Below are 12,980 nucleotides of genomic sequence, written 5' to 3' on the forward strand. Positions count from 1 at the left end.
GTGTACCTGAAACCTGTGGGAGCGGGCTTGCCCGCGATGGCGTCAGAACATTCAATATCGAGGGTGGCTGACACACCGCTATCGCGAGCAAGCTCGCTCCTACAGGGGGCGGTCATGGCTACTTCATTTCCCAGCGCCCACCTCCCGACTCGCAATCCACCTTCACCTGGCTCAGGTGCTCGGCATCGTAGTAGTAGGTGGTGACCTGCGCGTTATCGGGAATGTTCGGCGATTTGGCATTCTTGTCCTTGCTGGTCGAATGCGGGTTGGCCAGCGACTCCTGCGTCAGCGTCGCGACGCAACGGGCCTGATAATGATCGTCGCACTGAGCGACCTTCTTCTTGGTGCTGGTCAGCATGTCCTTGCTTTCATTGCTGCACGACCAGTCGATGGCATTTACCGGCATGCCTTCGTATTCATAACAACTGTGGGACTCTACCGCGGGTACTGAAGGGCTTTGCGAGCGGGTCAGCACATCGCACCCTTCAGCGAAGGCCAGCGCCGGGCTGAAGCTGGCGAGCAGAAGCAGAACTCTGGTGTTCATCGGGGCATCCTCAACAATGGCGCCTCGCCCAGGGAAGGGAGCTGCGTCGATAGTCATTCGAAAACACCGGTAACCGCGAGGTTCAATCAATCTCCCCCCCTCTGTAGGAGCGAGCTTGTCGAGCCGTCGCGATGGACGTCAACGATAACGCTGGTTGACTGAATGCCCGCGGTGCCTGGTCCTCCATCGCGACGGTGCGACGACTCGACAAGCTCGCTCCTACAAATGTTTCAGAAACCTCTGATATTGAGTCAGTCCCCCTCGAATGCTGTACTCGAGCCCCGGTTTGATGAGGTTTCGAGACAGCAACAATGAAAAAGCCGCCAAAGCTGACAGGGCAACACGATCCCGTGTTCGACCTGCTGGGACAGTCGCCACACAAGGAACGCCTTGCCGATTACCTGGCCCTGCTGGTGCCACTGGATGACCAGAGGCGCTACCGGCCGTTCAACGAACTGCGTTACCGCTGGGCACCTGGTCTGGATGCGAACCTGTGCTGGGCGCTGGTCAAGAAAGCGCGGGTAGCGCAGTACACTCGGCTTTTGCCGCTGGGTGATCCTCTGCAGTGGGGGCACTATCTGCTCACGCCGCTGGCGCAGAAAGCGATCTCTGCCGTGGACCGTCAGGCGACGACGGCCGCGCTGGAGTTCATGACCAGCCAGATCGGCGAGCATGCACATTTCAGTTACCTGCTCAATGACCTGATCGAAGACGAGGCCATCAGCAGCAGTCAGCTCGAAGGCGCTGCGACCACCACGCGGGTGGCCAAGGACATGCTCAAGCGCAAACGCCTGCCGCGCACGCCGGACGAGCGGATGGTGATCGGTAACTACAAAATGATGAATTTCGCCTGGGAGAAGCGCGACGAGGCCCTGAGCGCCGAGCTGATTTCAGCGATGCATCGAGTGGGGGTCGAGGGCATTGATGATGAGCAATACTCGCCGGGAGTGTTCAGGGACAACGATAACGTCGTGGTCCAGGACGGCGAGGGTAATACCGTGCATGTACCGCCTCCGGCGGCCGGGCTGGTGTCTCGATTACGCAGGCTGGCAGACTGGATCAATCAGTCTCACAACGACATCGAAAAGGCGGATTACCTTCATCCCTTGATTAAAGGGATCGCCCTGCATTTTGCGCTGGGCTATGAACATCCCTTTCGTGACGGTAACGGCCGGGTCGCGCGGGCGCTGTTCTACTGGTTCATGTTCAAAAACGACTTTTCGGCCTTCCGCTACATCGCGATCAGCATTCTGTTGCGCAATGCCCCGGTGAAATACGGGCGCTCCTATTTGAACAGCGAGGCAGATGACCTCGACCTGACGTACTTCATAGATTTCCAATGCTCGGTGATTTTGCGGGCCGTCGGTGGTTTCGCCCAGGCTTATCGGAAAAGTCTGGCGTACAGCGATCGTTTTGATAACTGGTTGCTGGAGTCCGGGTTCTTTCACCAGTTGACCGAAAAGCAACGTGCCGTTTTTCAGGTCGCCAAGAGCGGGATGGCCAAGGAGTTCACGGCCGCCAATGTGAAGCAAAATCTCGATTGTTCCTACAACGCGGCGTCGACCGCGCTGAATGGGCTGGTGGAGCTCAATGTGTTCGAGAAAAGAAGGATCGGACGCGAGTGGGTGTTCTTCTTGCGGCCCTGCAGGAACGTGCTCGCTCCCACAGGGGGCAACGAATGTGCGTAGTTTGCGATATCCTGATTCCATGATCGCCAACGTTAACGAGTGCTCTGAATCTTGATCGAACGTCGCCAATTCAGTGGAGGCATGAAGGGCAAGAACCTTCGCTACCTGAACGAAAACCCCAACCAGCCTGTTCAATTGACCCGGACCGGCTTTTTGTTGCTCGAACATTTTTCCCTGCCGGCCTTTACCCAGGCGCTGGATACCATCGTCACCGCCAACCTGTTGCGGCCCAAGCTGTTTTCCTCGCGGACCTTCGGCTTGCACGACGGCGAGGTGGTCAGTGACCTGGGGCTGGTCATCCGTCCGGACGCGCGGATTGATGCGGCAGCGATCCAGGAGCTGGATCTGCTGGTCATCTGCGGCGGCTACCGTACTGAACTCAAGGCCAGCGACGAGTTGTCCAGTTTGCTGCGACTCGCCGCCGATCAAGGCATCAGCCTGGCCGGCCTGTGGAATGGCGGCTGGTTCCTGGGCATCGCCGGCCTGCTGGACGGTTATCGTTGCGCCATTCACCCGGAGCATCGACCGGCCCTGGCGGAAATCGCCAAGGCTACCCACGTCACCAGTGAACCTTACGTCATCGACCGTGACCGGCTGACCGCGTCCAGCCCCTCGGGGGCTTTCCATATGGCGCTGGACTGGATCAAGGGCCTGCACGACAAGGCGCTGGTCGAAGGCATCGAGGACATCCTGGCGTTCGAGGAATCGCGTTACCGACGGATCAAGCCCACGGAAAACATTTGCGTCAGCGCACCGCTGCGCGAGGTGGTGAAGTTGATGGACGCCAACCTCGAAGAGCCCCTGGAACTGGAACAACTGGCGATCTACGCGGGCCGTTCCCGTCGCCAGCTGGAGCGCCTGTTCAAGGAGCAACTGGGCACCACGCCACAGCGCTACTACATGGAGCTGCGAATCACCGAAGCACGAAGGTTGCTGCAACACACCGAACTGTCCCAGGTGGATGTGCTGGTGGCGTGCGGGTTCGTGTCACCCAGCCATTTCAGCAAGTGCTACAGCTCGTATTTCGGCTATCGGCCGTCCAAGGAAAAACGCCTGGTCAAATGATCTTCCCCGAGTCGGCTCTCGCCAGCCGACTTTCCCCTCTGCGCACGCGACGTGCGTTGTCGTACGACCAAATGAACGCCAGCTCCACTTCCTGCCCCTCATGCGCAATGCCTTTGCGCGTCAGGCTTGACCGCGATCAAACAAATTAAAAAGTGAAGACGAACGGCTATTTTGCCGATTGACGCGGGGTAGGGGAGTCGCTATAAAAGGCACAGTTGTACGACGACATATGATGTTACAAACCCCCAATAACAAAAAACCGGGCCCCATCATGAACGCTACCTGCTTGCGCACGTCCCTCGACCTCGTTTCCCGTGGTCCGGTCGCTCGACCTTCGTCACCGCCATCCCCGTTATCCCTGGCCGCCGCGCCAATCTCCTGATTCACACCTGTTGTTTGTCTGACGCGACATGCCAAGCGGCGTGCTGCGTGTAGCACCGATCTCGATTGACCCCGAGAGATCATCACCCAACTCCAACAATAAAAGTGATGCCATGAATCTGAACGAGCCCATCAATGCGCAACGTGTCGGCCAGGCGGTCGGCAAATATCGCTGGACCATCTGTGCGCTGCTGTTTTTCGCCACCACCGTCAACTACCTGGACCGCCAGGTGCTCAGCCTGCTGGCACCGGACCTGTCCACGCAGTTCGGCTGGAGCAACACCGATTACGCCAACATCGCCTCGGTGTTCCAGTTCGTCTACGCCATTTCCATGCTGTTCGCCGGGCGTTTCGTCGACAAGATCGGCACCAAGAAGGCCTACGTCTACGCGATCGGCATCTGGTCGACTGGCGCGATGATGCACGCGTTCTCCGTTCCGATGGGCGAGGGTATCGCGGCGGTGTGCAGCGCCTTCGGCCTGGCGGTGATCCCGGTGTCCATCGCCGGCTTCATGCTGTCCCGTGCAGTGCTGGCCATTGGTGAGGCGGGTAACTTCCCCATCGCCATCAAGGCCACGGCTGAGTATTTCCCCAAGAAGGAACGCTCCTTCGCCACCGGGATCTTCAACTCGGGCGCCAACGTCGGCGCGGTCCTGGCACCCATCTGCGTGCCGCTGATTGCCGCGCTGTGGGGCTGGGAAGCGGCATTCATCGTGATCGGCATGCTCGGCTTCGTGTGGGTGGCGGCGTGGATTGCCCTGTACGACAAACCGGAAAACCAGACGCGCCTGTCGGCCGAGGAACTGGCTTACATCCGCAGTGACGCGCAGAGCATTGTCACCCCGGATACCGACGCGCCACAGAAGAAGGTGTCGTGGTTCAAGCTGCTGACCTATCGCCAGACCTGGGCTTTTGCCTTCGGCAAATTCATGACCGACGGTGTGTGGTGGTTCTTCCTGTTCTGGCTGCCGACTTACCTTTCGGCGCAATACGGCATGAAGGGCGCGGCCATCGTCATCCCGCTGGCGGTGCTGTACAGCATGACCATGGTCGGCAGTATCGGTGGCGGCTGGTTCCCCAGCTACTTCATGGCCCGTGGCGATGCGCCGTATGACGGCCGCATGAAAGCCATGCTGGTGATCGCGTTCTTCCCGCTGCTGGTGTTGCTCGCGCAACCATTGGGTTACATCAGCTACTGGGTGCCGGTATTGCTGATCGGCGTAGGCGCTTCCGCGCACCAGGCCTGGTCGTGCAACATCTTCACCACCGTTTCCGACATGTTCCCGCAGAAGACCGTCGCTTCGGTTGTCGGCATCGGCGGCCTGGCCGGTGGCCTGGGCGGCGTGGTGATGACCAAGATCGGTGGCTGGGTGTTCGACTATTACAAGTCAGTCAATGACATCCACACCGGCTACATGATCATGTTCGCCATCTGTGCGCTGGCGTACCTGGTCGCCTGGAGCGTGATGAAACTGCTGGTACCGCGCCACAAGGAAATCACCGATCTCTAAGAACTGTAGGAGCGAGCATGCTCGCGAAAGCGGTGGCTCAGTCACATTGATGCTGGATGTGCCGACGCCATCGCGAGCAAGCTCGCTCCTACAGGTTTCGAGGTACACACAAATGTTGTGAGCAACCCAGATCAACTGTGGGAGCGGGCTTGCTCGCGATGGCGGTGTGTCAGGCACCCTTGATGCAGGATGTGCCGGCCTCATCGCGAGCAGGCTCGCTCCCACAAGGTCTTGTGTTTACCGGCCGTGCGCCTGCGCGGCCAGTTGTTCGGCGTCCACTCGTACGAAAACAGAATCCCCCACCGCCGTCAGCACATCCCCGGCATACACCTCGCAGATGACCCGGGTCTTGCGCCCCGTTTCACCTTCCACTTTCGCCTTCAACGTCAGCGGCACGCCCATGGGCGTCGGTTTGATGAACTTGATGCCCAGGTTGCCGGTGACGCAGTTGATGCGGGGCAGGCTGGCGACTTCGCGGTTTTCCTGGCGGTAGTGATAAGCCATCGCCGTCCAGTTGGAATGGCAGTCCACCAACATCGCGATCAGGCCGCCATAGACCAGGTCCGGCCAGCCGCAATACTTGGCCTCGGGCAGGTGTTCGGCGATGACGTGCACGCCGTCTTCATGCCAGTGGCTCTTGATGTGCAATCCGTGCGGGTTGCTGCCGCCGCAGCCGTAACAAACGCCTTCGGGCGCGGCGCTGTCTTGCAGGGATGTGTCGAGGCGGGTCATGGCGGGGCATCCTTGAAGGTTGTCGGAGCCCCGGATTCTAACGCCGAATCACTCGCCGTGGCCTTCCGGCAGCTTGGCGATCACCTTGATCTCGAAACGGAAACCCGCCAGCCAGGTGACACCGATGCAGGTCACGTTCGGGAAGGGCGCGCTACCCCAGAACTGCGGCACCACGTTCTCCCAGATTCTTTCGAAGTGCGACTCCGGGTCAACGATGAACACGGTCACGTCGACCACATCATCGAAAGAGGCACCGGCCGCTGCCAGGATGGCATTCAGGTTGGTGAATGCGAGCCTCACCTGTGCGTCGAGGTCTTCCAGGGGCGAACCGTCTTCGGTGCTGCCCACCTGGCCCGAAACGAACAGGAAGCCATTGGATCGGACCGCCGGCGAATAGCGGTAGCGCTCATACAGTGCCTGGCGGCCCGGCGGAAAAACCACGTTGCGTTGTGTCATGACTGTCTCCATCAAAGGTCGGGGGTCGACTGGAATCAACCTGAGAAGAACTCTAGGGACTTGCGCCCAGGCGATAAACGAGCAACCTTGGCGCTCACTGTTTGGAGATCCCAAACAATCAGATGAACAAGAGAGGCCGTAATGGACCGTTTTGATGCGATGCAGGCATTCGTGCGGGTCGTGGAGGCGGGCAGCTTTACCAAGGCGGCCGACACCCTGCACATGAGCAAAACCACCGTGACCCAACTGGTGCAGCAGTTGGAGGCACGGCTTCGGGTCAAACTGCTTAACCGCACTACCCGCAAGGTCAACGTCACCGCCGATGGCGCGGTGTTCTACGAGCGGGCGATCCAGTTGCTGGCCGACATGGACGATGCCGAGACCAGCCTGTCCGCCGCCTCGGCAGTGCCGCGCGGGCGGTTGCGGGTGGATGTCCCGAGCCCGTTGGCGAGCATGATCCTGGTGCCGGCGTTGCCTGGGTTCTACGCCCGTTACCCGGACATCCAGATTGATCTGGGCGTCAGTGACCGCATCGTCGATATGATTGATGAAAACGTCGATTGCGTGGTGCGCGGCGGCGAGCTCAAGGATCAGTCGCTGATGGCCCGCAAGGTCGCGGATTTGCCGTTGGGCATCTTTGCCGCCCCGAGCTACCTGGCGCGGGTCGGCACACCCACGCATCCCCAGGACCTGGAAGACTCGGAACACCGCGTGGTCGGCTTCCTGTGGGCGCGCACCGGCAAACCGGTGCCGTATGCCCTGCGCAAACAGGACGAAAGGGTACAGGTCAAGGGGCGCTACGCCTTGGCGGTCGACGATGGCAACGCCTTTCTGGCCGCCGGCCTGGCGGGTCTGGGCATTCTCTGGCTGCCCAGATACATGTCCGCAAAGTTCGAGGCCAGCGGGGAACTGGTGCCGTTGTTCGAAGACTGGAGCCTGGAGACGATGCCTCTTTATCTCGCCTTTCCACCCAATCGGCATATCAGCCTCAAGCTACGGGTGTTCATCGACTGGGTCAGCGAATTGATGGCCGTGCATGCACCGGTCGCCGGGCGACAGGTGACCGCCGATTGAGCCCGTAGCGAGCTGTTTGTCCCGGCTCGGCTTGGGCTACACTCCGCGTCAGTTTACCCAGGCTTTTCGGGGTGCAATGTCGGCCTCGTATGGATCACGCGGAGCAGAAAAAGAACATGCACGATCTTCGCCCAAACCCTGAACTCGGCCTGGAATACAGCGCTGAACGGCCGATTTTTTCAGACTTTCTCCAGCAGGCGCAGCAGACACCCGAGACGATGGCAGTCGTTTCCCCTGGCGCACAATGCAGCTATCGCCAGCTCGAGGCGATCAGCCGTGGCCTGGCGGGGTTGCTGATCGAAAAAGGCGCCAGCGCCTCCGACCGTGTGGTGATCGTGGCCAGCCGCAGTGCCGGGCTGGTCTACGCCATGCTGGGCGCGATGCGCGGCGGCCTGGCCTTCACCGTGGCCGACGCCGCCTATCCGGCGGCGCGGGTGGATCAGATCATTCGCACGCTGGAGCCTGCCTTCGTGCTGCTGTGCGGCGACGCCGACCTGGATCTGCAGCTTGAAACGCCGGTCATCCGTATTCCCGAACTGCCCGACGCAGCGTTGCAGGCATTCGGCGGCGCTGTTGTGGATCTACCGGAGGTGAATCCGGCCCATGCGGCCTACATCACCTTTACATCGGGCAGCACCGGTGAGCCGAAAGGGGTGGTGACCCACCATGCGCCGTTGGTGCATTTCATTGAATGGCACGTCCGGCAGCACGGCTTCACCCGCGACGACCGCTTTTCCCTGCTGTCTGGCCTGGGCCACGACCCGGTCTACCGTGACGTGTTCACACCCTTGTCCATCGGTGCGACCGTCATCTGCCCGGCGCAGTCGAGCCTCATCGACCCCTTGGCACTGGCCTCCTGGATACAGGACGAGCGGATTTCGGCCATTCACCTCACGCCACCGCTGGGCAAACTCATTGAAACCGGGGCGAAACTGGCAGGGCTGACCTTCGACGCCCTGCGCTATTTTTTCTGGGGCGGTGATGCGTTGAGCCAAACGCTCTACCAGCAGATTCGCCTGATCGCGCCCAATGCGGCCAGTGTCAACTTCTACGGCACCACCGAAACGCCCCAGGCCATGGGTTTCCATCGCCTCGATCCGCACGCCGACAATGAGCGGATCCCGCTCGGCCGAGGCATCGACGGCGCACAATTGCTGGTGGTGAACGAGTCCAGTCAACTGGCAGCCGAAGGTGAGGTGGGAGAGATCCTGATCCGCAGCCCTTACCTGTCCCTGGGCTATTGGAACGATCCGGCGCTGACCCGCGACAAGTTCGTCCCCAACCCGTTTACCCGGATCGAGCAGGACATTTGCTACAAGACCGGCGATCTCGGTGCATACCGGGCCGACGGCAGCGTCACGTTCCTCGGCCGCGGCGACAGTCAGGTGAAGATTCGCGGCCATCGCATCGAGTTGAGCGAGATCGAAGGCGTGCTCGCGCGCCATCCGCGAATCAAGCAGGCGGTGGTGCTGGCCCAGGCGGAACAGTCGAGCCAGCGCCTGGTGGCCTATTGCGTGGCCAGCGCCGAGGTCTCACCACTGCAATTGCGCGAACACCTCGGCAAGGCGTTGCCCGACTACATGGTGCCGGCGCAGTTCGTGTTCATCGACAAGGTGCCGTTGACGCCCAACGGCAAGATCGACAAGCGCGCGCTGCCAGCCATGGCGCAACCCCAGGCGGCGTCACCGGCGAGCGACGAGGAACTGTCGCCGCTGGGGCTGGAGTTGGTGGCGGCCTGGTCGGAAATCCTTGAAGTGCCGAATCTGGATGCCAACCTGTCCTTTGTTGAGTTGGGCGGGGACTCGCTGTCGTTCGTCCAGGCTTCCATGGTGCTCGAAGGGTTGATCGGCCATCTGCCGGATCGCTGGGAAATGCTGCCGGTGCGCCAATTGTGCGGGCTGACGCAGAAGACCCGAGCGTCGATATTCTCCTTGCGGGCCATGGAATTGCCGGTGCTGCTGCGGGTGATCTCCATCCTGTTCATCGTCATCGGCCATCTTCACGTGTTCGCCAAATGGCCGATCGTGGGCGAGACCAAAGTGCTGTTCATCGTCTCGGGCATCGCCCTGGCGCGCTTTCAACTGCAAGCCATCGTCGAGCGCGGCAACGCGCGCACGCTGGGCAAATCCATCGCCGCCATCGCCGTACCGACGATTCTCTACGCCATGCTGGTGCAGGTGGTGTTCGACAAATTCCACTGGCAAACGCTGTTGCTGGTGTCCAACTGGTTTCCCGAGAGCGTCATCGGCGTGTTCACCTACTGGTACATCGAAGTGCTGGTGCAGATGATCGTGCTCATCGGCTTCGCCCTGTCGTTCGAGCGGGTGAGGAAGGTGATCATGGCCAACCCGTTTCGCCACCTGGTCACCGCCGCCTGCCTCCTGGCCGTGATGGATCTGGCGATCAGTGCCTGGCTGTTCGACGCCAGCTACCTGTACAACCGGGTGCCGCAACACTATCTGGCGATCATGGTGCTTGGCATGGCGATTCATTACGCCCACTCCGGCGCGCAGAAGTGGATCGTCAGTGCGGTGGCGGTCATCGTGATGGGCGGGGAGGACCTGCTGTTCCTGTACCAACAGGGGTCGGTCGCACGGGAGTACATCGACATTGCGGTGCCGGGTGTCCTGGCGCTGATCTGGGTCAAGTCGATTGCCGTACCGGGCCTGCTCTCGAAGGGCCTGGCCCTGGTCGCGTCGTCGACGTTGTTCATCTACCTGACGCACTTCCAGTTCTGGTCCGTGGCCAAGCGCATTGCCGAACAGCCGGTGCTGGGGGTGGTACTGGCCATCGTCGGCGGCGTTTGCGTGGCTTACGCCTGGAACAAGGGCGTGCGGATGTTGGTGCTGCTCTGGAACCGAGGCAAGAAAAAAAACGACGTGGATGCAATGGAGCGGGTGGTTTAGAACCTGTGGGAGCGAGCCTGCTCGCGATGGACGTCAACCATAACGCAGGTTGCCTGACGCTCCGCCATCGCGAGCAGGCTCGCTCCCACAGGAATTACATTCAACCCGATTCCGGGGGGCCAGAACTCAGCGGTTGAATCGCTCCACCAACGAATACTGGGTCACCGCCGTTTGCGTCAGTTCCTTGCTCAGGTCCGCCGAATGCCGGGCCTGTTCCGACGTTTGATCGGCCAGGGTGGCGATGGTGGTGATGTTGCGGCTGATTTCCTCGGCCACGGCGGTTTGTTCTTCGGTCGCGGCAGCGATCTGTGTGGTCATCTCGGTGATGTTCGCCACGGCTTCGCTGATGCCTACCAACGCCTGGTCCGCCTCGAGCACCCGCGCCACGCCTTCCTCGGCCTGGCGATGTCCGCTTTCCATGATTTTCACGGCGTTGTTCGACGAATGCTGCAACCTGGAAATCAGGTTGTGGATCTGCGCCGTGGACTCGGTGGTGCGTTGTGCCAACTGCCGTACTTCATCGGCGACCACGGCAAACCCGCGGCCCATTTCACCCGCGCGCGCGGCCTCGATGGCGGCGTTCAGGGCGAGCAGGTTGGTTTGATCGGCGATGCCTTTGATGACATCGACCACCATGCCGATTTCATTGCTGTCCCTGGCCAGTTGGGCAACCGTTTCTCCGGTCTCGCCCACCACCTCGGACAGGCGCTGGATGGCTTCGCGGGTGTCACGGGCCACGTCGCGTCCGCGCCCGGTCAGCACGTTGGCCTCTTGTGTGGCATCCGCCGTGCGCTGGACATGGCTGGCAACTTCCAGGGTGGTGGCGGCCATCTGGTTGACGGCGGTCGAGACCTGCTCGGTTTCGACCCGCTGCCGCTCCAGCCCACGGGAGCTGTCGGCCGCCAGGCCATCGGACCGGCCGGCCAGGCCAGTGAGTTGTTCGGCGGTGTCCTGCAAGCGGGTCAGGCACGTCTTCAGGCGCGAAGCCTGGCTGACGAAAGCCGTTTCCAGGCGTGCCTGCGGGCCGCGGGCGTCGCTGTACATTTTGGCGATCAAGGCGTCAGAGGTGCTGGCTTCGCTCATTTGCAGAACGTGCAGTGCACCCTGATTGCGCCGGCGTGAAACCAGCACAGCCAGCGGTGCCGAAACCGCCACGGCAAGGATGAGCGCCGGCGTGGTGCCGATCAGCGCGCCGCCCAGTGTACCGACCGCGCCCATTGCCAGCAGCGGTAGCCAGTCGAGCAGGGCGGGCAGCCATTTGTCACTGGCCGGCAGCACCGCCTTGCCTTCGCTGATGCGTTTGTAGAGCACTTCGGCGCGACGGATCTGATCGGCATCCGGTTTCACCCGGACCGATTCGTAACCGACGATCCTGCTGCCGTCGAACACCGGCGTCACGTACGCGTTGACCCAGTAATGGTCACCATTGCGTGCGCGGTTCTTGACGATTCCCATCCAGGGCTTGCCCTGCTTGAGCGCGCTCCACATGTGGGCGAACACCGCCGGGGGCACATCGGGGTGGCGCACGATGTTTTGCGGCGCGCCGATTAGGTCTGACCTGTTGAAACCGCTGATCTCGACGAAGGCATCATTGCAGTAGGTGATGTTGCCCTGTGAGTCGGTGGTCGAGATGAGTTTCTGCTGAGGTCCCAGGGCAACTTCATGCTGCGTGACGGGCTGGTTGTTTCTCAATCTGTGTTGCTCCTTTTCCTGATGCAGATCCATCGGCTTCCCGGAGGGAAAGGTTAGCAAGGAGCAAGAAAAACACCTGTCGTACGTCGGAAAATAATCCGTAACGTCGTTTTGCGATCATCGCGGTTCAATCATTCGTTTAATCAATGTTCATCATCAATAAACGCAAGTTTTGTTTTTCCGGCAACAGAGGAAGATAACCCCATACCGAATTCGCCTTTGAAGGAACCTGTGCGATGAGAATTCCAGCCTGGCTTGCCCTTGTTGCCGTATTGACTGCCGCGTTCACGCTGCCGGCCAGCGCTGCCGAGCCGGCCTGCCATTTCGCGCCGGTCGCCGACAGCACCGCCAGTTTGCAGGCGGCCCGGTCGGTGGGCGTGCTCTACAGCGAAAACACCCTCAACACCCTGGAATACCTTGAGCAATACCACTCGGTAGCCCTCAAGGGTGCCAGCAACCCGGCCCTGGACTCGCGCATCAGCAGCGCGTTCGTCAGCAGCTCGGATCCAAAACTGGCGATCAACTGGCTACTCGGTTCGTTGCACAAACAGTTCGCTTCGGTCACCGTCTACGACAACCTCGATGCCTTGGTGCAGGCCCGCCCCGACGTGGTGGTGATGCTGGACACCTACAGCCGGCTGGTGTCCAAGCGCAACAACCAGGTCGAAGCGCGCTTCATGGCCAAGTTCTACGATGCGGACCTGCAATACATCGGCAAGGCCGAAGGTTCACGGGCGCAGGAGATGCCGTCGGTGTGGGTGCAAGGCAAGGCCGCGCCGGAAATTGCCGCTCAGATCTCCCAGCAGACCGCACTGCAAGTCAATGCGCTGGAGCAGTTCGATGCGTCGCTCAAGGCACTGGTGACCTCGGGCAACGGCGCGCAAGTGGCAAGCAACTGAGGCTCGCCGCGATTGCCTTGAAGAAAGGGTTT

At 60.9% G+C, this 12,980-nt stretch carries 10 protein-coding genes; 6 read left to right on the forward strand and 4 right to left on the reverse strand.

Translation table 11 applies throughout. From position 1 onward, the window contains the following. Positions 1-118 precede the first annotated feature (118 nt). Entirely contained in the window at positions 119-544 is a 426-nt protein-coding gene (locus ABVN20_RS05475) for a hypothetical protein (protein WP_368554476.1), read from the reverse strand. A 311-nt stretch (positions 545-855) separates the two neighbouring features. On the opposite strand from ABVN20_RS05475, the gene ABVN20_RS05480 reads away from it, so the two are divergent. The 3 genes from ABVN20_RS05480 to ABVN20_RS05490 all read left to right on the forward strand — a co-directional run bounded on the left by ABVN20_RS05480 (position 856) and on the right by ABVN20_RS05490 (position 5,189). Next, complete coding sequence (locus ABVN20_RS05480; protein ID WP_368554477.1) at positions 856-2,232, forward strand: Fic family protein; 1,377 nt, start codon at positions 856-858, stop codon at positions 2,230-2,232. 51 nt (positions 2,233-2,283) lie between these two features. Continuing rightward, positions 2,284-3,297: a GlxA family transcriptional regulator gene (locus ABVN20_RS05485; RefSeq protein WP_368554478.1), complete on the forward strand. Its 1,014-nt coding sequence runs from the start codon at positions 2,284-2,286 to the stop codon at positions 3,295-3,297. 494 nt (positions 3,298-3,791) lie between these two features. Further along, positions 3,792-5,189 carry an MFS transporter gene (locus ABVN20_RS05490; RefSeq protein ID WP_368554479.1) on the forward strand — a complete coding sequence of 466 codons (1,398 nt, stop codon included), beginning with the start codon at positions 3,792-3,794 and terminating at the stop codon, positions 5,187-5,189. A 237-nt stretch (positions 5,190-5,426) separates the two neighbouring features. Here the strand turns inward: ABVN20_RS05490 and ABVN20_RS05495 are convergent, their stop codons facing one another. Both ABVN20_RS05495 and ABVN20_RS05500 read right to left on the reverse strand, forming a co-directional pair. Then, positions 5,427-5,921, reverse strand: a complete 495-nt coding sequence (locus ABVN20_RS05495; protein ID WP_368554480.1) for a PaaI family thioesterase — start codon at positions 5,919-5,921, stop codon at positions 5,427-5,429. A 48-nt stretch (positions 5,922-5,969) separates the two neighbouring features. After that, on the reverse strand, positions 5,970-6,377 hold the full coding sequence (locus tag ABVN20_RS05500; protein WP_368554481.1) for a RidA family protein: 408 nt from the start codon (positions 6,375-6,377) through the stop codon (positions 5,970-5,972). A 141-nt stretch (positions 6,378-6,518) separates the two neighbouring features. On the opposite strand from ABVN20_RS05500, the gene ABVN20_RS05505 reads away from it, so the two are divergent. Next, positions 6,519-7,451 carry a LysR substrate-binding domain-containing protein gene (locus tag ABVN20_RS05505; RefSeq protein ID WP_368554482.1) on the forward strand — a complete coding sequence of 311 codons (933 nt, stop codon included), beginning with the start codon at positions 6,519-6,521 and terminating at the stop codon, positions 7,449-7,451. Positions 7,452-7,567: 116 nt separating this feature from the next. Continuing rightward, positions 7,568-10,357, forward strand: a complete 2,790-nt coding sequence (locus tag ABVN20_RS05510; protein ID WP_368554483.1) for an amino acid adenylation domain-containing protein — start codon at positions 7,568-7,570, stop codon at positions 10,355-10,357. A 126-nt stretch (positions 10,358-10,483) separates the two neighbouring features. Here ABVN20_RS05510 and ABVN20_RS05515 read toward each other — a convergent pair whose 3' ends face one another. Beyond that, positions 10,484-12,049 carry a methyl-accepting chemotaxis protein gene (locus ABVN20_RS05515; protein ID WP_368554484.1) on the reverse strand — a complete coding sequence of 522 codons (1,566 nt, stop codon included), beginning with the start codon at positions 12,047-12,049 and terminating at the stop codon, positions 10,484-10,486. Between the two features lie 236 nt (positions 12,050-12,285). Between ABVN20_RS05515 and ABVN20_RS05520 the strand changes: the two genes are divergently transcribed. After that, entirely contained in the window at positions 12,286-12,948 is a 663-nt protein-coding gene (locus tag ABVN20_RS05520) for an ATPase (protein WP_368554485.1), read from the forward strand. Positions 12,949-12,980: the final 32 nt, after the last annotated feature.

Origin of the sequence: Pseudomonas sp. MYb118, from assembly GCF_040947875.1 — a bacterium.
GTDB lineage: Bacteria > Pseudomonadota > Gammaproteobacteria > Pseudomonadales > Pseudomonadaceae > Aquipseudomonas.